This window comes from Thermomonas sp. (assembly GCF_019104945.1).
Lineage (GTDB): Bacteria > Pseudomonadota > Gammaproteobacteria > Xanthomonadales > Xanthomonadaceae > Thermomonas.
In genome coordinates, this window is record NZ_JAHRWW010000021.1 from 1 (window position 1) to 25041 (window position 25041).

General features: G+C 58.2%; 17 protein-coding genes and 1 tRNA gene. 13 read left to right on the forward strand and 5 right to left on the reverse strand.

The window, feature by feature from the left end; translation table 11 throughout:
• Positions 1-30: 30 nt before the first annotated feature.
• Both KUL77_RS06090 and KUL77_RS06095 read right to left on the reverse strand, forming a co-directional pair.
• Positions 31-684: an alpha/beta fold hydrolase gene (locus KUL77_RS06090; protein WP_297144521.1), complete on the reverse strand. Its 654-nt coding sequence runs from the start codon at positions 682-684 to the stop codon at positions 31-33.
• A gap of 104 nt (positions 685-788) precedes the next feature.
• Positions 789-1310, reverse strand: coding sequence for a c-type cytochrome (locus tag KUL77_RS06095; RefSeq protein WP_343231541.1), 522 nt, complete (start codon positions 1308-1310; stop codon positions 789-791).
• A 309-nt stretch (positions 1311-1619) separates the two neighbouring features.
• On the opposite strand from KUL77_RS06095, the gene KUL77_RS06100 reads away from it, so the two are divergent.
• The 5 genes from KUL77_RS06100 to KUL77_RS06120 all read left to right on the forward strand — a co-directional run bounded on the left by KUL77_RS06100 (position 1620) and on the right by KUL77_RS06120 (position 12771).
• Positions 1620-8678 (forward strand): hypothetical protein, encoded by a 7059-nt coding sequence (locus KUL77_RS06100; protein ID WP_297144527.1) that lies wholly within the window; start codon positions 1620-1622, stop codon positions 8676-8678.
• A gap of 115 nt (positions 8679-8793) precedes the next feature.
• Positions 8794-10095 (forward strand): TIGR03032 family protein, encoded by a 1302-nt coding sequence (locus KUL77_RS06105; RefSeq protein WP_297144530.1) that lies wholly within the window; start codon positions 8794-8796, stop codon positions 10093-10095.
• A complete protein-coding gene (locus KUL77_RS06110) occupies positions 10092-10529 on the forward strand; it encodes a hypothetical protein (protein ID WP_297144532.1) in 438 nt (145 codons plus the stop codon). The genes KUL77_RS06105 and KUL77_RS06110 overlap by 4 nt, the downstream gene beginning before the upstream one ends.
• A complete protein-coding gene (locus tag KUL77_RS06115) occupies positions 10526-11137 on the forward strand; it encodes a hypothetical protein (protein ID WP_297144534.1) in 612 nt (203 codons plus the stop codon). The genes KUL77_RS06110 and KUL77_RS06115 overlap by 4 nt, the downstream gene beginning before the upstream one ends.
• Complete coding sequence (locus tag KUL77_RS06120) at positions 11134-12771, forward strand: M4 family metallopeptidase (protein ID WP_297144537.1); 1638 nt, start codon at positions 11134-11136, stop codon at positions 12769-12771. Before KUL77_RS06115 ends, KUL77_RS06120 begins: the two co-directional genes overlap by 4 nt.
• A 55-nt stretch (positions 12772-12826) precedes the next feature.
• Here KUL77_RS06120 and KUL77_RS06125 read toward each other — a convergent pair.
• A tRNA-Arg gene (locus tag KUL77_RS06125) sits at positions 12827-12903 on the reverse strand.
• Positions 12904-12962: 59 nt separating this feature from the next.
• Between KUL77_RS06125 and ubiA the strand changes: the two genes are divergently transcribed.
• Complete coding sequence (gene ubiA / locus KUL77_RS06130) at positions 12963-13877, forward strand: 4-hydroxybenzoate octaprenyltransferase (protein ID WP_297144539.1); 915 nt, start codon at positions 12963-12965, stop codon at positions 13875-13877.
• Here the strand turns inward: ubiA and KUL77_RS06135 are convergent, their stop codons facing one another.
• Positions 13878-14576, reverse strand: a complete 699-nt coding sequence (locus tag KUL77_RS06135; protein ID WP_297144541.1) for a ComF family protein — start codon at positions 14574-14576, stop codon at positions 13878-13880.
• 76 nt (positions 14577-14652) lie between these two features.
• Between KUL77_RS06135 and bioB the strand changes: the two genes are divergently transcribed.
• Both bioB and bioF read left to right on the forward strand, forming a co-directional pair.
• On the forward strand, positions 14653-15891 hold the full coding sequence (bioB, locus tag KUL77_RS06140) for a biotin synthase BioB (RefSeq protein ID WP_343231540.1): 1239 nt from the start codon (positions 14653-14655) through the stop codon (positions 15889-15891).
• On the forward strand, positions 15876-17048 hold the full coding sequence (gene bioF / locus KUL77_RS06145; RefSeq protein WP_297144544.1) for an 8-amino-7-oxononanoate synthase: 1173 nt from the start codon (positions 15876-15878) through the stop codon (positions 17046-17048). Before bioB ends, bioF begins: the two co-directional genes overlap by 16 nt.
• On the opposite strand, the gene KUL77_RS06150 is transcribed toward bioF, so the two are convergent.
• Positions 17045-18520, reverse strand: a complete 1476-nt coding sequence (locus tag KUL77_RS06150; RefSeq protein ID WP_297144547.1) for an NAD-dependent succinate-semialdehyde dehydrogenase — start codon at positions 18518-18520, stop codon at positions 17045-17047. The two genes, bioF and KUL77_RS06150, sit on opposite strands and share 4 nt — an antisense overlap.
• A 202-nt stretch (positions 18521-18722) precedes the next feature.
• On the opposite strand from KUL77_RS06150, the gene bioH reads away from it, so the two are divergent.
• The 5 genes from bioH (at position 18723) to KUL77_RS06175 (ending at position 25040) form a co-directional block, all read left to right on the forward strand.
• Entirely contained in the window at positions 18723-19517 is a 795-nt protein-coding gene (bioH, locus tag KUL77_RS06155) for a pimeloyl-ACP methyl ester esterase BioH (RefSeq protein WP_297144586.1), read from the forward strand.
• Positions 19498-20406, forward strand: a complete 909-nt coding sequence (gene bioC, locus KUL77_RS06160) for a malonyl-ACP O-methyltransferase BioC (protein WP_297144548.1) — start codon at positions 19498-19500, stop codon at positions 20404-20406. The genes bioH and bioC overlap by 20 nt, the downstream gene beginning before the upstream one ends.
• Positions 20403-21395: a multidrug resistance efflux transporter family protein gene (locus tag KUL77_RS06165; RefSeq protein ID WP_297144551.1), complete on the forward strand. Its 993-nt coding sequence runs from the start codon at positions 20403-20405 to the stop codon at positions 21393-21395. Before bioC ends, KUL77_RS06165 begins: the two co-directional genes overlap by 4 nt.
• A gap of 442 nt (positions 21396-21837) precedes the next feature.
• Complete coding sequence (gene mnmG / locus KUL77_RS06170; protein ID WP_297144553.1) at positions 21838-23727, forward strand: tRNA uridine-5-carboxymethylaminomethyl(34) synthesis enzyme MnmG; 1890 nt, start codon at positions 21838-21840, stop codon at positions 23725-23727.
• A gap of 41 nt (positions 23728-23768) precedes the next feature.
• The gene (locus KUL77_RS06175) at positions 23769-25040 is read left to right on the forward strand and encodes a sialidase family protein (protein WP_297144557.1); all 1272 of its coding nucleotides are present in this window, start codon (positions 23769-23771) and stop codon (positions 25038-25040) included.
• Position 25041: the final 1 nt, after the last annotated feature.

Here is a 25041-nt window from a genome sequence, read left to right on the forward strand (position 1 = left end):
CTGCATAGCGCGTGGAAGGAGATGAATTATTCATGCGGTTGCAGGTTGCGGTAGCCACGCGCGAATTTCGTGCTGCACGATCTGCCGAAGATCCATGAGCTTGCGATGGAAGAAGTGGCTTGTTTCGGGCAAACGCACCAGCTGCGGTGGTTGCGGCAGCGTATCGATCCACGCATAGACATCGTGTGCGTCCACGATCTCATCGGCGTCGCCCTGCACCACCAGCCACGGCACGCTGGGAAGTGCGAAGCCGCCAAAATCCCAGCTTCTACCAACGGGCGGCGCAATGCTAATGAGGGCTTGTGCGTGCAATTCTTCGCACAGACGAAGCGACACCCACGCGCCAAAGCTAAAGCCCGCAAGCCAAAGTGTTTTGCCAGGATACTGAGCGCGTGCATAGGCAACCACGGCGCGTAGATCGTCTAGCTCACCAACGCCGTTATCAAACTGCCCTGCAGACCCGCCAACGCCACGAAAGTTGAAGCGTAGTGTGTCCACCCCGGATTCACGCAATGCCCGTGCCAGCATGGTCACAACTTTGTTGTGCATGGTGCCGCCGCCGGTGGGCAGTGGGTGGCAGATCACGGCAAGCACCGACTGGGGCATGCTTTCCGCCGCGTCAAACGCGGCTTCGATCACGCCAGCGGGGCCGGAAATAGAAAATGTAGAACTCACGTCAGTCATATTAGGATGATGCTGGAAGAGGCGTCAAATCAGCGTTATTCCTAACGCCACACACACAAACGCCGCCCAACGGCGGCGCTTGTAAGAAGGTTGTAGCGGCAAAATTACTTGCTCTGCGACACCATCCACTCCACCACGGCCTTCATCTGGTCGTCGGTGAGCGCCGGGTTACCACCCTTCGGCGGCATGGTGCCGGTGGTGCCGGTGAAGCCTTCGGTGGCCTTCTTAATCAGCTCTTCTACGCCCTGTGCAGAGGCGCGCGCACCGATACCTGCGCCGTCAAGCTTGGGTGCACCAGCGACACCAGCGGTGTGGCAGCCGGTGCAGGGGCCTTTATTGAAGATTTCAGCGCCATCGGTGCGGCCTTCAAACGGCACGTTAGACGCCTGCGACTTGGATGCAGCTTCCGCCGCTGCGGCTTGTGCGGCAGCGCCAGTGGCGCCGGCATAGACGGCGCCTACCGGGGCAATGCGATCGGCGATCGCTTGTTGGGTGGAGGCGTCGGCCGGGTAGGTCACTTTGCTATTGAGGTGGCGGGCAAACAAAAGCAGCCCCAGCGCCACCAAGACAAGAAAGACGATCAGTGCGGAGAACCGCTTAAGAAATGATTGGTCGTGTGTCTGCACGTTGCACCCGCTTATGTGGTGGCCAAAATCGGCCGTCGAGTTGTTCATTATTCCAGAACCCGCGTGCCGGTGCGAGTTTTGGGGTGCGGGTAGGGGATACACGTAAGGAAGGGGAGGCACCGGCCATGAAATTATGTGATGTCGAACAAACTAGTTGACAGGGAAACTAATCATGCGTGATAACTGAACGGTTCGCGAACGCATGCAATGTGCAGTTTGCTGCTATTCAGCAAGGGGTGAAATCTGAGCAATCTGTCACTACCGTGATGATTGCAAAAGATTTCTGTATTTAAAACATAGGGAGGGTACATGAGCGACAACCGGAGTGTGGGTCAGGCACGGAAGGCACGTTTTTCACGCATCATCAAAGTAGCTCCTATGACGCGCGCGGTACGCTCCGTACTTGCCGTGTCGGCCATGACCTTGGCGCTAGGGGCTACAGGGCAAGCCAGCGCCGCGCCGCAGCGCGTTTCTATCCCTTATGCCCTTCAGCTTCAGCAAGCAGCGATTGATTTCGCTCCGGTGTTCGACTTAACCATCATCCCGAGCGGTGCGGTCCCGCTCAGCGTCAATCTGCCGCCTGTTGCTACGGCAGGTACCGTAACCGATGTGGGTGATATCACCATTGATAACGCCGATCCGGTTACCGAAATTGCCCTTGGTGCGTATGACGCAATCGCCTTGGGCGGCTATTCCTCGGCAGGGGGCGTCGATATTACGAATCAAGCAGGCGGCGCTTTGGACGCGCAGTCTGAGTACGGCATGGCCATTGGTATCTATGCCTACAGCTATCACGGCGCGGGCGATGTCCGTGTGCACAACGCGGGCGATATCACTGCATATTCCAGCGATGGTCTGGCTGATGGCATTTTTGCCTATGGTGCCGATGTCGACGTCAACACCAGCGGGACGATTGATGTCACTGGCAGCACATGGGCCACAGGGATCGAAGCGCAAGGAACGGGTGCGGTAACCGTCACCAATACGGGTGACATCACCGCCACGGCCGATCCCTTCGATCAACTGGTGGATGAAGAAGGCACTATCGTCAGCGAAAGCAAAGGCGGCACGGGCTTTGGTATTTATGTCACGGCCGGTGAAGCACAGACCAACATCGACAATAGCGGCGATATCGCCGTTACCGGCGGCAAAACCACTGGTATTCAGGTGCAGTCGTACGGCAGCATCACCGTGACCAATAACGGCGATATTGTTTCGGGTACTGGGCAAACCAGCGAATACGTTGATGTGGGTGGTGGCGCCTACAACGTCCATTATCAAGGCACGTTCTACGCAACGGGCATCAATGCAGTAAGTGGTGGAACTGGTGCGGTGGTTAATGTCGAGAACAACGGCAATATCACCGCCCAAGGGACGTATAACGGCGTTGGTATTTCTGCTGTTGCCAGCGGTGAGGGCGGGCAGGCGCATGTCAGCAACAGTGGTGACCTATACGTCACCCAAGCGATGAAGTACGGCACTGGCGCCTATGGCATCACGGTTTCGGCCGATGGTGATGCGTCAATCGACAATAGCGGCGCGATTACCTCGATGTCGCGTGGTGCGGCCACGGGCCTTTCTGCGGCCTCGTTTGCGGGTGATGTTACTGTCACCAACTCCGGCGATGTCATGGCCGGAACAAATGCCATGAAGTATTACGGTGCCACCGGGATCGTGGCTTTCGCGGGCTATGGCAGCGCGACGGTGGATAACAGTGGCTCGATCTACACCATTGCGCGCCTAGAGGCTTCCACCGGTATCAATGCGCAGGGCTTCAGTGGCGCAACGGTTAATAACAGCGGTTACATCTATGCCTATGGCGAAGGCAAAGCTTACGGTATTTACGCCTCGTCGGGAACGGGTGATGTTGTCGTCACCAACCAAGCCGATGGAGAGATCAAGTTCTTTGCTTATGGCGGCAGTGGTTTCGGTGTACTTGGTATCGCTACTCAGGGTGATGTCAGCATCGACAACGCCGGGATGGTGCATGGTTACGCGTATGGGCAGTCAAGCGGTGCGTTCGCGGTGGCGATGGCGGGAAATGCCTCCATCAATAACAGCGGCACGGTGGATGTCACCAGCGGCGGCAGCGCAGGTGCGGGTTTGTTTGCGCGTGCCGACTATGGCGATGCAACTATTGACAACTCTGGCATCGTGAATGTCAAAGCCGTTGAGACGGCATACGGCGCATTTGCCCGATCTGGTGAAGGCTCGGTTACGGTCGATAATAGCGGCACGATTGATGTCTATTCGTATAACGGGGCGGCACTGGGTATTCGTGCATCGTCCAGCCAAGGCGATGTCAGTGTCACCAATAGCGGCACCGTTGATGCGTTCTCTTACAACAATGTGGCCTATGGCATCTTGGCAACGGGTAAAACCGCAGAGGTGACCAATAGCGGTGGCGTTGTTGCAGATGGTATTTACGCATTTGGTGTCAGGGCAGGCGGCTATTACGGCGCTACTGTCACCACTACTGACATCAGCAATATCCAAGTGTTCGCAGTGGTTGATGGCGCAGGTGTGCGCGCCAATGCCTACGAAGGCGATGCCACCATCGTCAATGGTGGCTATGTCGCGGTCAGCACACGAAACGGTTATGCCGATGGCCTAGTGGCCACCAGTGCGGGTGGGAACGCGAGCGTTAGCAATACGGGCGATATTCTTGTCGCATCGATTTACGGTCGCGCCGATGGCATCGTGAGCTACGCACTTACCTACAACGCATCCATCACCAACAGCGGGTCGATCGCCGCCTATTCGCGACAGGGTGAGGCGAAAGGCCTGAATGGCTATAGCGTGTATGGCAATGTCGAGATTGAGAACTCCGGCTACGTCGTGGCCAATTCGCCGGGCTCCAGCGCAATTGCGATTTATGGCTATTCGCTCAACGGCGATGTGCATATCGCCAACACCGGCGATCTATACGTCGAATCGTACAACGGGTTGGCCGACGGCATTTTCGCAAGCGGTGCCAATGTGGCCGTTGAAAATGCGGGTGCCATTAAAACGATTGGTGCCTATTGGTCTGCCGGTATCGAAGCACAGGGGGCAGAAACAGCCATCGTATCCAACGACGGCGCAATTACGTCGGTAGCCACGCCGTGGCTGCAGCTTGAAGATAGTTCGGGCATCATTGGTGGTTATGCGGGGGGTAAGGGTTTTGGCATCTACGCCACCAGTGGCGAAGGCGGAACGCAGGTTACCAATACGGGTGCTATCGCCGTCGATGGCGGCTATGCCTTCGGCATCGAAGCGCAGTCTTACGGCAATATCGTTATCAACAACAGTGGCGATATCACGGCCGGTAGTGGGCTGAGTGTCGATGACACCAGCTACCCCGGTTATTACTTGTTCTACGGCACCCAAGTGGCCACCGGTATTCACGCCACGACAGGGGGTGAAGGTGCTGCGATTTCCGTCACCAACAGCGGCAACATTGCGGTAGATACGATTTTTGGTGGTAGTGGTATTGAGGTGGCGTCCAGTGGGATCGGTGGTACGGCGGTTGTTAGCAACAGTGGCGATATTACGGTTGAGCAATATGTGCGCAGTGGTACGGGGGCAAACGGCATTGTCGTTTCGGCAGACGCCAACGCCGGAGTCAGCACCAGCGGGACGATTACCGTAACGTCGGGCAATGGGGTGTTCTTTGACGGCGTTATCGGTGGCAGCGTTTACGGCGCAATGGCGCTCTCGTTTGCGGGTAATGCCACGGCGATCAATAACGGCGACATTACCGTTAGCAATGATGCAACGAGCGGCTATGTGGCCACCGGTATTACTGCGTTCGCCGGCTATGGTGATGCTGCCGTTGGTAACTATGGTTCGGTAATCGCTGCGAGTGGCTATTACGCGAAAGCCATCGAAGCCAAGGGTTTTGGTGATGTTACCGTGGTCAATGGTGGTGAGCTTTACGCGCATAGCCTGCAATACGCATTCGGCATCTATGCGCAGGCAGGTACGGGTGACTTGGTGGTTGCCAATAAAGAAGACGCAAGCATTGGCTTCTATTCTTGGGCGCGCAGCGGGTTTGGCATCTTGGGTGTTGCTACGCAAGGTGATGTCAGCATCAGCAATGCGGGAACCATTGAAGGCTATGCCTATGGCCAGGCATCGGGTATTTTTGCCAATGCCCAGCAAGGTGATGTCAGTATCGGTAACAGCGGTTCTATCGATGCCACCAGTGGCAACGACACGGGTGTGGGTGTATTTGCCCGCGCAGACAACGGCACGGCAACGGTCGTCAACAGCGGAGATATCACCGCCACATCGGGGACGGATAGTTATCCGGGCAACACGGCATTTGGAATCTTGGCGCGTGGCGATTATGCGCAGGCCGCCAATAGCGGTGCGATCGTCGTCAATAGCCGCGTCTATGCCACGGGTATCGCGGCAAGCTCGAAGTCGGGGACGACCGTTAGCAATAGTGGAGGCAGTATTTATGTCACCGCACCGGGTGCGGTCGTAGCGGATGCATACGGCTATTACTCTATTGTGGGCAGCGCCACCGGCATCGATGCGCGCTCGGCCTATGGTGATGTCAACCTGAGCAATGCCAGCGAAATTACTGCACTGAGCATTGGCGGAACGGTTGGAGGGATTAGTGCGCTGGCGGGGCAAGACCTTAACGTGATCAACAGCGGCGATATCACCGCTGGGACTATTTACGGCGAAGCCTTTGGTATCAGCGCCAATGATCAACCAAGCACGGACGGGTATTACGTACCCGGCACGACGATTGTGCAGAACTCTGGCGACATTTTGCTAGAAGCCAGCTATGCAGGATTTGGCAAGGCTATGGGTATCAGTGCCAACCGCAAATATGGTGATGTCACCGTGGAAAACAGCGGCGATATTACGATCTATGCGGGTGGCCGTTCGTATGGGGTGTTTGCTTACACCAACGAAGGCGATGTCAACCTCGTCAATACCGGTGACATCAAAATGCTGTCCTACACCGATGCCATGATTGGCTTGGCGGCGCAGACGGGCAGTTTCTTTGCTGGTGGCGGCAATGCCACACTGAAGAATTCGGGCGATCTTTCCATTCACAGTGACTTTGGTATTGCAGTGGGGCTGCAAGCCATTGCAGGTAGCGTGATGGATCCGCATGGCGATAGCTATATCTTGAATACCGGTGATCTAGACGTATCCAGTCAGTACATGGCTTATGCGATCCAGACCCGTGCAAGCATGGGCAATGCCACCATCATCAATACCGGGAATGTCACGGTAGATTCGGCCGCCTATACCGGCGACCCCTACACTCCAGGAACGGCAGCGGGTATCTCGGCGCTGACCTTCAGTGGCGGTGACATTACCCTGAAGAACGGCGGTAACGTCACCGCTCATGGTTATGTGCATAGCTTTGGCCTGTACGCGAAATCGGAGAACGATGGCAATGTGGCGATCACCAACTCGGGTGACGTCTCTGCCACCTCCGACTACGGGCTTGCTCGCGGCGTGTTCGCTTATAGCTTCTATGGCGATGTCGTGGTCAATAATGCGGCCAATGGTGATATCGAAGCTTCGGGTGGATCGGCCGCAATGGGTATCCACACGGCGACGTATAACGGTGATGTGACTGTCAATAACGCGGGCAAGATTCACGCATCGGGTGGCTTGGCCAATGCCGCAATACTGTTTGAGAATGTGTACGGCACCAATACACTGAACAACTTGGGCAGTGGTGTTATTGGTGCAGATGGTACGGTTGCCTATGCGGTTGTCAGTGGTGATTCGGTTGAAACCATCAATAACGCCGGTACGGTCAATGGCTCCGTGACGCTAGGTGGCGGCGACGACGCCTTCAACAACCTCTCCGGCGGCCTATGGGATATCGGTAGCACCACCAGCACCGATTTTGGCGATGGCAATGACAGCATCACCAACGCGGCCGGTGGCACCATTCGTTTGGCAGGCGGCAGCCTGACGCTGGGTGCAGGCGATAACACGTTCACCAACAGCGGTTTGATCGAAGTACTGGGTGCGGGCAACCTGATCCATATGGGGACGGGCCCGGGTGTCACCTTGGTGCCAGCGCTCAACGCCACGCCGTTCGTCAATAACGGCATCATCGACTTCCAAGACGGTGATACCAATGATGCGTTGACCATTGAAGGCAATATGAGCGGCACGGGGCAGATCGCGATCGACCTCGACCTTGCCAATAACGCCAGCGACCTGCTGTTCGTCAATGGGGATATGGCGGCCGGTGCGGTGCAGACGGTGAATGTAGTCATCACCCAGATGCCCATCAGCATGACCACTCAAGCAGTGACCTTTGCGCATGTGGAAGGCACCTCGGCGGCCGGGAACTTCGTAGGTGGCACGCTTATCGGTTATTCGCCGTCGAACTTCATGGATCTGAAGGTGGTGACCAAGAGCACGCTCGACGCCACCAATGGCAGCGATGACTTGTTTGCGGTGGCGCTGGATGTGGCAGGCCTGAACGATACCGGCACCTTGTCGGCATCGGCTGCGAGCGGCGCTGCTGCAGCGCTCAATGCGCAGGTGGGCACCTTCCGTCAGCGCCTCGGTGCCAACCCTTACGGGGATGCCGACAAGGTGATGAGCGGCTTCGTTCGCTTCTACTCGAACGATGGCGACATGGCCCTAACCAACACCGCGGGCAACTTCGGTCAGGCGGGCAACTTCGGCTTCAACCAGCGCACCTGGGGTAATGAGTTCGGCATCAATGCGAACCTGTACAGCCATCTGCACGCAGGCGTGGTGTTGGGCAAGGCCACCAGCCGCCAGCGCCTCACGGCAGGCGCAGGTGAGAACCGCTTCGATGGCACCACGGTGGGCTTGTACGCTTCGTGGTACAACCCGACCGGCCTGTATGTGGATCTGTCGAGCCGTTGGATGACCTCGGATCTGCGTGCCACCTCGGCCGCCGGTGTGATGGATAGCTGCGCCAACGCCCATGCCACTAGCCTCGAAGCCGGTTATACGTGGCAGGTGGGCGGGTTCAACCTTGTGCCGCAGTTGCAGTACACCTACACCAAGGTAGACGGCATCAATAGCTTCCACGGCACGCTGGCGAACTTCGACGCGCATGGCGCAACGTCCTCGCAGGGGCGTGCGGGTCTTGCCTTCAACAAAGCCATCGAGTCGGGTGGGGTGCGCTTCACCCCGTACGGCGCGGTGAGTGCGGTGCGCGAGTTCGTAGGCAAGAGCTCGTACACCGTGGCGGATGTGTTCTATGGCCACACCAGCAGCAAGGGCACCAGCGCGCTGGCCGAGCTGGGCCTTGGCATTCAGAAGGGCGGTTTTGGTCTGGATCTAGGGGTGAACTGGATGGACGGCGGCGCGTATAAGAGCGTTGTCGGCGGACAGGCCAATATTCGCTACTCCTGGTAAATCGTAATTCGGGGCGCGATGCCAATCTGTAGCACCGCCGCTCCTTCACCAAAGCCGCACGCAGTCGCGTGCGGTTTCATCCAGAGCTTGCTGGGGGTTGTAGGCCGGAGAGAACGTGTTCCGGTGGACTAGTCCCAGCGGCGGAGGCAAGACCGTGGTATCTGAAAACACCCCAAACAATGATGTAACCGAATCGACCATTCTTGATACCAATGCGGCGCGTGAAGCTGCGCCGCTTGAAACAGGGCTGGATGCAGTTGGCAAACCCGTTGCAGAAACTCCTGCGCAGGCACAAGAGGCGGCAGCGGCGGAGCCGTCGGCAGATGCGGCAAAACAAGCCAACGCTCCACGCGACATCACCAAATTAAAAGTAGAAAAGAGTTGCTCGCGAGGGCTTGCGGGTTGGCTTGGTCAGCACCGGCTGTCGCTGGCCATTACCTCGTATCAGAGTGGCCGTATTTATCTCGTGGGCAGCGACCAGAAGGGGCGGCTGTCTTTTTTTGAGCGCATCTTTGAGCGTGCGATGGGCGTGGTAGGCAACGCGCAGCGGATCTACCTAGGCGGCTTGTACCAGCTATGGCGGTTTGAAAACGTGTTGCGCCCGAACGAGGTGATCCACGGGCAGTTCGACAAGTGCTATGTGCCGCGCAATGCGCAGACCATCGGCGATCTTGATATTCACGAACTTGGGGTGCGTAAGAACGGTAAGGTGGTGTTCGTCAACACCAAGTATTCCTGCTTAGCTGAGCTTAGCCAAACACATAGCTTCAAAGCGGTTTGGAAACCGAAATTCATCAGCAAGCTGGCGCCAGAAGACCGTTGTCACTTGAATGGGTTGGCGATGGTGGATGGCGAGCCGAAGTACGTCACTGCGGTATGCAAGAGTGATAGCGTCGATGGCTGGCGCGAGCGTCGCCGCGATGGTGGTGTGGTGATCGATGTCGAAACGGACGAGATCGTCTGCGAAGGGTTGTCGATGCCGCATTCGCCGCGTTGGCATAGCGGCAAGCTGTGGGTGTTGAATGCAGGCACCGGCCAGCTGGGCTGGGTGGATTTCGAAACGAAATCCTTCGTCCCACATGCCTTTGTGCCGGGTTTTGCGCGTGGCTTGTCGATCATCGGCAATGTGGCGGCAGTGGGTTTGTCGAAGCCGCGTAATCAACGCTTTGAAGGGCTGCAGCTCGATGATGAGTTGAAGCAGCGCGATGCCGAGCCATGGTGCGGTGTGCAGATCATTTCGCTGACCAATGGCGATGTGTTGAACTGGATCCGCTTCGATGGCGATATGGGTGAAATTTTTGATATTGCCTTCCTGCCGAATGTGAAGAATCCGATGATGATCGGCCTGCGCACCAATGAGATTCGCGATTTGATTACGTTTGAATCGGAAATTCAGACGGAGGCGGCCAAGGTATGAACAAGTTCCTTGTTATGAGCGTGCTGGCCCTTGGTGTTTGGCAAACAGGCCATGCGCAAACAAAGGCGAAGTCGGCTCCAACGGCGCAGGCAGCAGAAGACTCGTCTGAGATGCTGTTTAAAGCGTGGGATAAAAACAGCGACGGCCAACTTTCGGAAACGGAATTTAAGGCAGGTTGGGAGCACGCACAGCAGTTGGCGCGCACACAGATGGCGCTGCGCCGTCAGTTCAGCATCTTGGATGCGAACCATGACGGAGGCATTGATGCCACCGAATACGGCAATTTGGTGCTGATTAAAAATGCGGGGAAAAATGCCCCTCCCTTCGCGCGGTTTGATGCTAACGCCAATGCCAAATTGGAGTTTGCAGAATACCTGAAGCTGGTGGAAGCACTCGCGCCGCAGCAGGCCAATGCCAAGGGCGCAAAAAAATGAGCGCCGAGTTTATTCCCGTCTGGCGTGCCGTGACACCAGAGCTGGCGAAAGAGCTAATTGATTTTTGGCGAGACACGGGCGCCATTGCAGACGAGGCCGCAGCCAAGCAGCGTGTTCAACAGGTTGTCTGCGTTGCACGCGATGGCGAAGGCAAGCTCTGTGGCGTAGGTACGGCCATCATCAAGGTGATTCCGCGCCTGCGTCAACCGATGTATTACTACCGTCAATTTTTTGCCAAAACCCTGCGTGGGAAGCATCAGGAATTAGCGTTCTTCCAGCGCTGTAAGCAGGTGCTGCAGGAGTACAACACAGCTCTTGCTCAAACAGAGAGCTTAGGCATCTTGCTGGAAATTGAAAACGAAAAAATTGCTGTTGCATATAAACAGGCCGTCATTCCCGGCTTTGACGCCGTGTTTATTGGTTATTCGCCGCGCGGCTTGCAATTGCGCGTGTCTTATTTTGATAACGCTGAGTTAAAGCAGCCGGTGCGTCCCCGCACGCTTCCGGCTGCGGCACAAGGTATCCAAATCGCCCGCAGGGGCACAAACCCACCCTTATCCGGCACGGCAATGCTGTCGGGATCGATCACAACGGAGAAAGTGCCATGAAAGTACAAGCTAGTTTGCTCTGTCTCGCCATTGCTTCTGCCCTAGCTGTTGCTGCGGCGCCTGCAGAAGCTGCAACACCTTTGAAGTCGGCGGTGATGGCGCGCGCCAACACGTTGATCACTCAGAATGCGGCTAAAGTGCATCGCGCTTCGGGTGATGCGTTTGTCGCACGTGATGCCGTTGTGGGCCCGAACGGTGTCGAGCATGTGCGCTATGACCGCACATTCAATGGCCTGCCGGTCATTGGCGGTGATGTGGTGATGCATTCACGGAATGGCCGCCTGTCTGGCACCAGCCAGACGTTATCCAGTGCCGTGCGCCCTGCTCTGCGTGCGAAGTTCTCTTCGGATCGGGCTATTGTGGAGGCTGGCGCGCGCTTCGGTAGCAAGTTTTTTGGTGCTCCGTCATCACGTATGGTGGTCTATGCATTGGGTAAGAGCCCGGTGCTCGCGCATGAGGTGACCTTCAACGGCATCAAGGCCGACCAAACCCCAACTGAAATGCACTACTTCGTTGATGCAACATCAGGCCAAGTATTGAATTCTTGGGATAGCGTGCATACGGCCAAGCCCGGTCCCGGCGGTGCAGGGAGCGCCAGCTGCACACCTGCGGTGGGCACTGGTAAGAGCCTGACCGAAGGCAATGTCACTCTCGACACCAGCAAGTGCGGCACCAGCTACCGTTTGGTGGATACCACCCGTGGCAACGGCGCCGTACATAACATGGCGATGATGACCACAGGCATGGGAACAGTTTTTACCGGCAGCACCAACATTTGGGGTAACAACCTACTGAACAATGCACAGACCGTGGCAGCCGACGCCGCCTATGGCGTTTCGGTAACGTGGGATTATTACAAGCTGGTGCATGGCCGCAACGGCATTGCCAATAATGGTGCTGGCGCGATTAGCCGCGTGCATTATGGCCGCAATTATCAAAATGCGTTCTGGAGCGACGGTTGCTTCTGCATGACCTTTGGCGACGGCGATAACGGCGCAAGTATTCTGCCGCTGGTGGCACTGGATATCGCAGGCCATGAAATGTCACACGGCGTCACCAGCCGTTCGGCCGGTTTGATCTATAAGGGCGAGTCTGGTGGTTTGAACGAAGCCACGTCCGATATTTTTGGCACCATGGTGGAGTTCTACGCCAATAACGCAAGTGACCCGGCGGATTACGTCATGGGCGAAGCGCTGTTCCCCAATAATGCGGCGATGAAAACCGCGATTCGCTGGATGTTCAAGCCGAGCTTGGATAAGCAATCCCCAGACTGCTACAAGTCAACGCTGGGTAATCTGGACGTGCATTACAGCTCGGGCGTGGCCAACCACTTCTTCTACCTACTGGCGGAAGGTGCCAAGGTGCCTGCGGGCTTTGGTGAAGGGACGTGGGCCAATCTCACTCCGGCGCAATTGGTGTGCAATGGCAATACGTCGCTCGCTGGGATCGGTCGTGGTGATGCGCAGAAGATTTGGTATTTGGCGCTAACTGGCTACATGACTGCCAATACCAACTATGCGGGTGCGCGTGTGGCCACCATCAATGCGGCCACCGATCTGTTTGGCGCCACCTCGGCGCAGACCAATGCAGTCAAGGCTGCGTGGGATGCAGTGAGTGTGACCGCAGCCCCGTAATTGGCAGTAGTGCAACAGACAAACGGCCCGCGCAAGCGGGCCGTTTTGTTTGGAATGGCGCGCCTGGAGGGATTCGAACCCCCGACCAATGGCTTCGGAAGCCACTACTCTATCCGGCTGAGCTACAGGCGCATTTAAGCCGCCTATTCTCGCATGATTACAGCGTGCTGTGCTGCTGTTAGGCTAAGCGAATGTCTTTGAACACTGAAACATCCCCCTTGGAGCCAGACTGGCGCCTGCGTCTGAGGCGCTATTGGAAACTGATGCGCGGCGACCGCCCCATCGGCTGGCTGCTGCTGCTATGGCCGACGTGGTGGGCGCTTTGGCTAGCGGCAGATGGCTTGCCACCACTCTGGCCATTGATCGTGTTTAGTCTGGGTGTATGGCTGACGCGCTCGGCAGGCTGCGTGATCAATGACTATGCCGACCGCTGGCTAGATGGCAGTGTAGAACGAACGAAACACCGCCCTTTGGCAACCGGGGAGGTGAGTGCGGGCGAGGCGCTGGCGCTGTTTGCCGTACTGATGCTGCTGGCGTTTGCATTGGTGCTAAGCCTGAACCGGCTGGCGATTTATCTCAGCGTTGTGGGGCTGTTTCTCGCGGCCACGTATCCATATTTGAAGCGTTACACCTATTTTCCACAGGTGTATTTAGGGATGTCGTTTGGTTGGGGTATCCCCATGGCGTTTGCCGCGTTGACCGGAAGCGTGCCGAAACTGGGTTGGCTGCTGTATCTCGCCAATATTTTCTGGGCCACCGCATATGACACGTGGTATGCCATGGTGGATCGGGATGACGATATCCGTATGGGTTCGAAATCCACCGCCGTGCTGTTTGGTGATATGGATTTGATGGCGCAAGGGGTGCTGTATGCCTGCGTGTTTTTTGCACTTGCCCTCGTCGGTAAGGACGCTGCGCTGGGGCTGTGGTACTGGCTAGGCTTGGCCGTAGCGTTGGCGCTGGTGGTGTGGGAGTTTGTACTCGCCAAAGACCGCGCACGCGATGCCTGTTTTCGTGCCTTTTTGCACAATAACTGGGTGGGTATGGCGATCTTTGCAGGTATTGCCTTCGATTTTGCGCTGCGCGCCAAAGTAGTGATGGCTTAATCAAGCCACGCGCGCACAGACCCAAGCCTCAACATGGTGAACACCGGCTTGTCGCAGGGTCTGCGCGGCGGCGTGCAGTGTAGCGCCGGTGGTCATCACGTCGTCAAACAGCACTACGCGCTTGGGCAAGCGGGCTTTGGGATGAAGGGCAAACGCGCCCCGCAGGTTGCGCTGTCGGGTGTGCGCATCCAGTGTGGACTGCGCGGCGGTAGCGCGTCTTCGTACAAGCAGCCCGTGCTGCAATGGGATCTGCAGCACTTTGGCGATAGGTTTGGCGAGTTCAAGCGCTTGGTTATAGCCGCGGCTGCGCAGCCGTAGTTGGTGGAGTGGCAAGGGCACGAGGGCATCGGGGCGTGGAAACGAAGAAAAGTGCGCGGCAACGCACTGACTCAGCATGCGACCTGCGGCAAAGTCGCGATGAAACTTGAGCCTTGGCAGTAGGCGATCCACGGGGAAACGGTAGTCGAACGCGGCGTGTACGGCATCGAGTGGCGACGGGTGCTGCAGGCAGGCGCCGCATACGCCGTGCTCGGGAAGAGGGAGCGCGCAGCGCTCGCAAGCGTGCTCCAGCCATGGCAATGCGGTATGGCAGGCGCGGCAAAGGTCTTGCCCCAGCTGGCCGGGATTGCCGCAGACAAGGCAGCGTGCCGGAAACAGCCAGCCAAGTGGGTTAGAAAGCATCTGGTAAACTTTACGCATAAGTAATTTGTTGACGGAGCGAGGGCGCAGCTTCAGACTGCATGCTTTATTGCCTCGCGTCAGTCGGAAAACCAGCATGTCGGCCGTCATCTCTACCCCCGTTGAAACCTCATCGCTGCGCCACGATTGGAGCCGCGCGGAAGTGGAAGCGCTGTTCGAGCTTCCGTTCACAGAATTGGTCTTTCGCGCAGCAGGCGTGCACCGCGCGTATTTCGACCCGACCGAAGTGCAGGTGTCCACGTTGCTATCGGTGAAAACCGGAGGCTGCCCAGAAGACTGTGGTTATTGCCCGCAATCCTCGCACCACCCGGATAGCGTGGCGGCCACCAAGCTGATGGACATTGATGCGGTGGTTGAAAAGGCCAAGCAAGCCAAGGCTGCAGGGGCGTCGCGGTTTTGCATGGGCGCGGCGTGGCGTTCGCCCAAACCGCGCGATATGCCAAAAGTGGCGGAAATGATCCGCGAGGTGAAGGCGCTGGGCCTTGAAACCTGCGCAACGCTGGGTATGTTGAGCGAAGAGCAAGCCAAAGAGTTAAAAAACGCGGGGCTGGATTACTACAACCATAATCTTGATACCGATCCCGAGTATTACGACCAGATTATTCACACCCGTACCGTGCAAGACCGCTTCGACACATTGGAGCATGTGCGTGATGCCGGGCTGAAGACGTGCTGCGGTGGGATTGTGGGCATGGGTGAAACGCGGCGACAGCGCGCAGGCCTATTAGTGACGCTGGCGAACCTGCCCGCGCACCCGGATTCGGTACCCATCAACCGCTTAGTGGCGGTGAAAGGCACGCCACTGGCCAATGCGCCCGCGCTGGACCCGTTTGAGTTTGTGCGCACCATTGCGGTGGCACGCATCCTGATGCCGAAATCCATGGTGCGGCTGTCGGCGGGGCGCGAAACCATGAGCGATGAGCTACAGGCGCTGTGTTTTACCGCCGGGGCGAACTCGATCTTTCACGGCGAAAAGCTGTTAACGACGGGTAACCCCGATACAGAGTACGATAGGGCCTTATTCCAGCGTCTTGGTTTACGTCCCATGTCTGTTCAAGAAACCCATCTCAATGATCTCCCCGGCCTGACCATTGTCGGCAACGACGGCGGTTGCGGTAGCAGCGGTGGCTGCGGCTGCAGCGGCGGCCAGACCGCCACGCTGACCATTGTGAACGCACCTGCAGAAGGTGGTTGCGGTGGTGGTGGCGGCTGCGGTTGCAGCAGTGGCGCACCTGCAGGTGGGGTGACGCTGGCTGATGCCATGGCCCAGCGCCAGCCGGAAGACGGCTGCGGCTGCGGATGCAGCGGCTGCTAAAAGACCGTTGCGCGGTTTCACACGCGCAGCGATTAGCGGCACAACGCATACGAACTCGGAAAACCGTTTCACAGCGGCAAGGTGTGCGCTGTGAGGTGGATGGCCGCTGGCTGCTGAATTTTTGCAGTAACGACTACTTAGGCTTGTCCCAGCACCCAAGCGTGCTGGCCGCTTTTAAGGAAGCGGCATGCACAGGCAGCGGCGCTTCGCATTTGGTGTGTGGGCATACAGCCGAGCATGTTGCGCTGGAAGCCGCGCTGGCACGCTGGCAGCAGACCTCGCGCGCGCAGTTGTTTTCTAGCGGCTATGTGGCCAATCTTGCGGTGCTGCAGGCGTTGCTGGAAAAAGGCGATGTCTGCGTGCAAGACAAGCTCAATCACGCCAGTTTGATCGACGGCGCACGCTTGGCGGGGTGCACGTTGAAGCGTTATCCGCATTTAGATGTAGAAGCGGCGGCGCGGCAACTTCGCAGTGGTGCAGAGGGCGCCACGCTGCTCGCCACCGATGGCGTGTTTTCAATGGATGGTGATAGCGCACCACTCACGGCATTGGCGCGACTGGCGCGCGAGCAGGCCGCGCTGCTGTATGTGGATGATGCCCACGGCGCGGGCGTGATGGGGGATGCTGGGCGCGGCAGTATCGCGGCAGCCGGGCTCACCGAACAAGACGTGCAGCTGCGCTTGATTACCTTTGGTAAGGCGTTGGGCGGCGCGGGTGCGGCGGTGGTGGGTGATGCTGAGTTAATTGAGCACCTGCTGCAAACCGCGCGCGGCGGCATCTATACCACCGCGCTGCCGCCCACACAGGCAGCCGCCACGCAGGCCGCGATTGCATTGATTGAAAGCGATGCTGGTGCAGCGCTGCGCGTGCAGCTGCAGGCCAATATCACGCGTTTTACAACAGGAGCGTTGCAGTTAGGTCTTGCCCTGCTGCCTTCAACAACCGCGATCCAGCCGGTGCTGGTGGGCAGCGATGAGCAAGCACTCGCGCTCTCGATGGCGCTTGAGCAGCGTGGTTACTGGGTAGCCGCGATACGCCCTCCTACGGTGCCAGAAGGCAGCGCAAGGCTGCGGGTCACGCTGTCGGCGGCGCATACACCAGCGCAAATTGATGGGTTGTTACAGGCCTTGGCCGAAGTGCATTTCTGCGCGTACTAAATACCACCGATGCACACGTATTTCAGCTCGGTGTAGTCAAACAGGCCGTATTTTGAACCTTCGCGGCCAACACCCGATTGTTTGATCCCGCCAAACGGCGCGACTTCGGTTGAAATCAAGCCGGTATTCACACCCACGATGCCGCATTGAAGCGCTTCAGACACGCGAAATGCGCGGCTTAAATCGCGCGTATAAAAATATCCGGCCAGCCCTGCTTCCGTGGCATTCGCCAAGTCGATGGCTTCTTCTTCATTATGAAAACGGAACAGGGGGGCGATAGGGCCAAAGGTTTCTTCATGGGCCATACGCATGCGTGCATCGACATCAAGCAAAACCGTGGGCTCGAAGAAGGTGCCGCCTAACGCGTGGCGCTTGCCGCCTAAGGCGATGCGTGCGCCGTGTTCGATGGCATCGGCAAGGTGCGCTTCTACTTTATGCAGCGCTTTAGTATCGATCAATGGACCTTGATCGGTGACACCGGCTAAGCCGTCGCCCACGCGCAGCTTGCGCACCGCTGCGATAAGTTTTTCAGCGAATGCGTCATACACATCGGTGTGTACATACAGCCGGTTGGCGCAGACGCAGGTTTGCCCGGAGTTGCGGAATTTGCTGGCGATGGCGCCTTCTACGGCGGCGTCGAGATCGGCGTCTTCAAACACGATAAATGGCGCGTTGCCGCCAAGTTCGAGCGAGACCCGCTTGAGCCCATCAGCGCACTGCGCCATCAGTTGTTTCCCTACCGAGGTTGAGCCGGTGAAGCTGAGTTTGCGCACGCTGGGGTGGGCCGTCATCGTGTGGCCAATCGCGGCTGCGTCGGCACCAGTGACGATATTGAGCACGCCTGCAGGCAAGCCTGCTTGCATCGCCAACACACCGATAGCCAGGGCTGAGTACGGTGTTTGCAGCGCGGGCTTGCACACCACCGTGCAGCCTGCGGCCAGCGCCGGACCAAGCTTGCGGCCAAGCATGGCGGAAGGAAAATTCCACGGCGTAATGGCGGCCACAACGCCAAGTGGCTGGCGCAAGGTGAGAATGCGCTTATCGGCGGCATGGCCGGGGATGGTGTCGCCGTACATGCGCTTGGCTTCTTCACCAAACCACTCGATAAAGCTTGCCGAATACGCAATTTCACCGCGCGATTCGGCCAGTGGCTTGCCCTGCTCTGCGGTCATAATGCGCGCCAAATCTTCTTGATGCTCCATCATCAGCAGGTACAGCTTGCGCAAAATATGGGCGCGCTCTTTAGCGGGTGTGTTTGCCCACGCCGGAAACGCCACTTGCGCTGCATCAATGGCGGCGCGTGTTTCAATAGCGCCCATATCGGGAACATGGCCGAGAAGTTCGCCGGTGGCGGGGTTGTACACTTCGCAGCGATCTCCACTATCGGCCGCGTGCCATTGCCCGCCAATCAAGCCGTGCTGCTGAAGTAATTGAGGGTGCGCAAGGTGCAAACGTGCGGCGGCAGATTCCATGGCAAAGCCTCTTCAATCAATGACCAAGAGCCACAGTGTGGCGCGGCCAACATTACGCCGTTGTGGTTGTCGCCTGCAGCCTTCGCTCGACAGGCCGCAGCGGCCACCGCACACTATGCAGTTGGATCTGCGGGCTGGCGTCGCGTAAGCGCACGCCGCTTGGGCGATAGTGAAATGAAATAAGGCAATGCTTGTGGATGCGCTGCATATCGAAGTTACAGGAAAAGGCCCGCCACTGGTGCTGCTGCACGGCTGGGCGATGCACGGCGGTATTTTTGCGCCGCTGGTGGCGCAGCTCACCACGCAGCGCACGCTGTACGTGGTAGACCTTCCGGGGCATGGTCATAGCCGCAGTAGCGCCGTATCGCTTGCGCCAGAAAATTGCGCGCGTGCCATTTTAGGGGCCGTACCGGCAGCACCGTGGTGCGGTTGGTCGTTGGGTGGTTTGATTGCGCTGCAGGCGGCGCTACTGGCTCCGCAGCAGGTATCGAAACTGGCGATGCTCTGCGCAACCCCCAAGTTTGTGTTGGCTGAAGATTGGCCACAAGGCATGTCACGCGATGTTTTTACCGGGTTCGAAGCGGGGCTGCGCAGCGATTGGCGCGCCACGATCGATCGGTTTATCGCGCTTGAAGCGTTTGGCTCTGATCAAATGCGCGAAGAATTGAAACTGCTGCGCGATGCGGTGCTTGAGCGTGGGGAGCCTTCTACACGGGTGCTGCAAGAAGGGCTGCAGGTGCTTGAATCTAGCGATTTGCGCGAGCATTTGCCTGCGCTGCAGGTGCCCAGTGTGTGGATTGCAGGACGTCGCGACCGCCTAGTTAACCCGCAGGCGATGCAGGCCTCGGCGCAGTTATCACCGAATGCGCGCTATGTTCAGATCGAACACGCTGGGCACGCGCCTTTTTTAACCCATGCACAGGCGGTTGCTGAAGTGCTGGTGGGTTTTCTACAGAAAAACGAAGAGTCTTTAGTGTATGAGTGCAACATTGTTTGATGCTAGGCAAGTACGGCGCGCGTTTTCACGTTCGGCGGAGAGCTATGACGCGGTTGCACACGTGCAAAAAATTGCCGAAGCGCGGCTTTTAGAATCACTGGATTATCTGGATGACCCGGCACTGGCGCGCAAGCCACCGCAGCGCGTATTGGATTTAGGCTGCGGTACCGGAAGTGCAACGCGGTTTATGCAAAAACGCTGGCCGAAAGCCGAAGTGATTGCGATGGATCTTGCGCTGCCGATGCTACAAAAAACGCAGGCGGCTTCTAAAACATGGAACCCGTTTGTGCAGGTGCCGCGTCCGATCTGCGCCGACGCACGGCGCATTCCACTGGCAGAAGGTACGGTTGATGTGCTGTTTTCCAACCTGTGCCTGCAATGGGTCGAAGATTTAGAAGGCGTGCTCAATAGCTTCCGTCGCGTGCTGAAGCCGCAGGGGCTGCTACTGTTTTCAACCTTTGGCCCGGAAACACTATGGGAGCTGCGTGGCGCGTTTGCGCAAGCTGATGAAGTGCCGCATATCAGCCCGTTTGTGGACACCGCGGGTGTGGGCGATGCGCTGATCAACGCTGGGTTTTTCCAGCCGGTGGTGGATCGTGATGAAGAGACGACCCATTACGACAGCATGCCCGCATTGATGCACGAGTTGCGCGATTTGGGCGCCACCAATGCACTGCAGTCGCGGCGTGCAACGCTCACTGGGCGTGGCCGTTTCAAAGCTGCTGGCGCGGCCTATGAAGCGCACCGCACGGCGCAAGGGCTGCCCGCAACGTGGGAAATTGTCAGTGCGATGGCGTGGGCACCAGAACACGGCGCGCCAATCCGCGAAGGCGGTGCCGACTTGGTGGCGGTGCCAGTAGCCAGTATCCCCATTCGTCGGCGCAAATGACGGCGCATCAAAAAACTCTGTTGGCCATTGCGCTGTCGCTGCTGTCGGCGGCGCTGTTCACCACGACGTATGTACTCAATCGCGCGGTGGCGCTGCAGGGCGGGCATTGGGCGTGGACGGCATCGCTGCGCTATTTGTTTATGCTGCCCTTGCTGCTGCCGCTAATGCCTTGGCAGGGCGGCGTTGCGCCGGTGCTGCGCGCGCTGCGTGCGGCGCCGCTGGTCTGGCTTGGCTGGAGCTTGTGCGGGTTCGTGCTGTTTTACGCACTACTCAGCTTTGCTGCGAGCAGCGGGCCGGGCTGGCTGGTGGCAGGTAGCTTTCAGCTGATGGTGGTCACGGGCATGCTGTGTGCGCCGCTGCTCTACGACGATGCGCGTGCGCGCATTCCGCGTGCAGGTTTGATGATTGGTCTCGTCATTGTGGCGGGCGTGCTATTGATGCAATTCGGCCACGCCCAAGGCGCGCCGGACGCAAATGGCTGGATCGCGCTGCTATGTGTGGTGATTGCCGCGTTTGCCTACCCGGTGGGCAACCGTGGCCTGCTGGTGTATCTGGAAAAAAACAAGATCGCGCTCAATGCCACACAGCGCGTGCTGGGGCTAACGCTGGCAAGTTATCCGGTGTGGCTGGCGATGGCGTTGTGGGCGTGGCAGCAGGCGGGGCCGCCCCCGGCTGAACAAATTGAAATGACACTGATTGTGGCCCTAGTGGCGGGTGTTGCGGCCACGGTGTTATTTTTTCAAGCCACCGGCATGGTGCGTGATAACGCAACCGCGCTGGGGGCCGTGGAAGCCATGCAAGCCTCTGAAGTCATTATTGCGATGGTGCTGGGCACCCTATTTTTTGGTGAGCGCTGGCCTAGCGGAATGGCGCTGGCGGGCGCGTTATTGGTGGTGGCAGGAATTGCGCTATTTGCGTGGATGGTGGCGCGCAAAGCCGCGCATGACCCGCGTGAAGTCAAAGCGCAGCGCAGCGAACGCACGACATAACTAATGGTGATGTTTGTAAAAGTGTGCGCAATATCAAGGTTGAACCGGGGTGTGCGTCACATGAATAACCGCTAACGGCCGGATATAAAAAAAGCACGTCACATCACGTCAATTCGCGTTACCCTATACGGGTCGGTGCCTGTTGGGATGTTCCGGATCCCCCCTGTTCCGCCTGTCCCGCAGGCATCGACGCTGATGCACTGCGAAGCGCGCTTGCGCGCACGCGGAACACTGCATCAAAAGCTGCAAAAACGTGCAGAAAAGAGTGAGGGCCGACTATCCCCCGACAGTCGGCCCTCATAGCGTCCTTGACCTACGCAGGATTGGCCCCTGTTCAGTCCAACCATCGCCTTGCGGCGTGCCACGCCAAGTGCTGGCCTTTATTAAGCAAACATTGTGCCAACCCGTGGTGCGTAGGCCCATTGCGCGCGATAATTTCCCGATGAGCAATTCTTTTTCTAGCTTTGATGTCATTGTGATTGGTGGTGGCCACGCTGGCACCGAGGCTGCGCTGGCCTCGGCGCGTGCCGGTGCGCGCACGCTGCTGCTCACCCACAACATCGAAACCGTGGGCGCGATGAGCTGCAACCCAGCCATTGGCGGCATTGGTAAAGGCCATCTGGTCAAAGAAATTGACGCGCTGGGCGGCATCATGGCGAAAGCCGCCGATGCAGCGGGTATCCAGTGGCGCGTGCTCAATGCATCGAAAGGCCCTGCGGTGCGCGCAACGCGCTGTCAGGCCGACCGCGGCCTGTACCGCGCCTTCATTCGCAAAGCAGTAGAAGCGCAGGAAAATCTATTGGTGTTCCAAGCGGCGGTCGATGATTTAATCATCGAGCAAGACGCTGTGCGTGGCGCCATTACGCAGACGGGGCTGAGGTTCACCGCTCCGGCGGTGGTGCTCACCGCGGGCACCTTCCTTGCGGGCAAAATTCATATTGGCGAAACCCAGTACGCCGCCGGACGCATGGGCGATCCGCCATCTTCGACGCTTGCGCACAAGCTGCGTGAAGGCCGCTTTGTGGTGGATCGGCTCAAAACCGGCACGCCGCCGCGCCTCGATGGCCGCACGCTGGATTATTCGGTGATGCAAGTGCAGCCCGGCGATACCCCACGCCCTGTATTTTCATATATGGGCCGTCTTGCCGACCACCCGGAACAGGTGAATTGCTGGATCACCCATACCAGCGAGCGCACCCACGAAATCATTCGTGCCGCGTTGCACCGCAGCCCACTGTATTCGGGCCAGATCGAAGGCATTGGCCCGCGTTACTGCCCGTCGATTGAAGACAAAGTAGTGCGTTTTGCGGAAAAAAATTCGCACCAAATTTTTGTTGAACCCGAAGGGTTGAACGTTACTGAGATCTACCCCAACGGGGTGAGCACGTCGCTACCGTTTGACGTGCAGTTGGACGTGGTGCGCAGCATTCCTGGGTTTGAACGCGCGCACATCACTCGCCCCGGCTATGCGATTGAATACGACTTCTTTGACCCGCGCGGGCTGAAGATGACGTTGGAAACCAAAGCGGTATCGGGCCTGTTTTTTGCAGGCCAGATCAACGGCACAACCGGTTATGAAGAAGCGGCGGCGCAAGGCCTGTTGGCGGGCGTCAACGCCGCGCGGTTTGTGCAGGAACAAGAAGCATGGAGCTTGCGCCGCGACGAAGCCTACCTCGGCGTGTTGGTGGATGATCTCATCACCCACGGCACCTCCGAGCCGTACCGCATGTTCACCAGCCGCGCAGAGTATCGCTTGCAGCTGCGCGAAGACAACGCCGATGCACGGCTGACGCCCATGGGGCGCGCGCTTGGGTTAGTGGATGATGCGCGCTGGCAAGCGTTCTCACAAAAAACCGAAACCATTGCAGCGGAGACAGCGCGCTTGGGTGCGTTATGGGCGTCACCGAATAATGCACTGGGCGCATCGATTGCGCGCCAGCTGGGTGTGGAAGTGAGCCGCGAAAACAACGTGCTGGACTTATTGCGCAGGCCCGAAGTGGACTATGCCGGACTGATGCAGGTGCCAGAACTTGGCCCAGGCGTGAGCGATGCCAAGGTGATCGAACAAATTGAAATCGCTACGAAATACGCGGGTTATTTAGAGCGCCAGCGCGAAGAGATTGCGCGTCAGCATCGCCATGAGGCCACGCGTATTCCAGAGACATTTGATTTCAATAACGTACGCGGACTTTCGGCCGAAGTGCTGCAAAAATTCCAACGTGTGCGCCCGCAAACCGTGGGGCAAGCGCAGCGTATCCCTGGTGTGACCCCGGCGGCCATTTCACTACTCTTGGTGCATTTAGAACGCGCAAGGCGCGAGCGCGCTGCGTAGCAGGCTGCAAATTTACAGTGCGGAAGGCGTATCCTGCGGGGATGAAACCACATATCGCCTTCCTGCTGTGTTCGACCCTTCTTGGCTTGAGTGCTTGCCAGAAAAATGCGCCACCTGCGCCTACCGGCAATGGCCAGTACAGTGCGCAAACTTGGGTGCTTCCCGCTGAGCAAGGTTCGCTGGCGCCTGATCTGGCACGCGCCCCCGATGGGCGGGTATTGCTGAGTTGGGTCAAGCGCACCGAAGGCCGTCGCAATGTGTTGCAATTTGCGTCCTATACCGAGCAAGATGGCTGGCAGAGCCAACCGCGCACCATTGCCGTGGGTAATTCGCTGCTGGCCAACGCCGCCGATACGCCACATATCATGGCCACGCCCGATGGCGCGCTGTGGGTGCAGTGGCTACAAACGCTGCCGGAAAGCCCGTCGGGTTATGACGTCGTGCTGGCGCGCTCGAAAGATGGCGGCATGCGCTGGGAGCAGATCACGCGGGTGAATAGTGACGGCACCGCGGCCGAGCATGGGTTTGCCTCGCTATGGCCGGTGGGTGAAGACGCGCTGGGTGTGGCTTGGCTGGATGGGCGCGCCAAAAAGCCTGCGGAGATGCCGATGGAACATGCGCAAATGGCGCATATGCACATGCAGGGGGACATGCAGCTGCGTGCCAATCTCTTCGACCTAAATTTAAGCCGTGGTGAAGATGCCGTGGTAGATGCGCGCACCTGCGACTGTTGCCAAAGCGTTGCCGTGCTGACCAGCAAAGGGCCGCTGCTGGCGTGGCGGGATCGCAGTGAAGAGGAAGAGCGTGACATCGCCGTGGCACGTTTGCAGGGGACGGTGTGGAGCGCGCCGACGCTGGTGCATGCCGACCACTGGCGGGTGGAATCGTGCCCGGTGTCCGGCCCTGCAATGGCAGCGCAGGGCGATCAAGTGGTGCTGGGCTGGTATAGCGAAGCGGGGGGAACGCCGCTGCTGCAGCTTGCCCATAGCAGCAATGCAGGGGATAGCTTCGGCGCGCCGGTGGTGCTGGAAAAAGAGGCGGCGACGTTAGGCCGTATCGCAATGGGTTTAGATACGCAGCAAGCCTGGGTGGCATGGCTGCGCGAAACAAGTGAAGGCCAAACGCTGATGCTGGCGCGCTATACACCGGATTTGAGCAAGCGCCTGCAAACGCTTGAGGTGGCCAAGTTGGGGGCTAAGGGAATGGCCAGTGGGTATCCCAAATTAGCCGTTGGGCAAGATATGGCGTGGCTGGTGTGGACGGATGTGAGCAATGGCGTTCCACATGTAAAGGGTGCGCGCATCACGCGGTAAC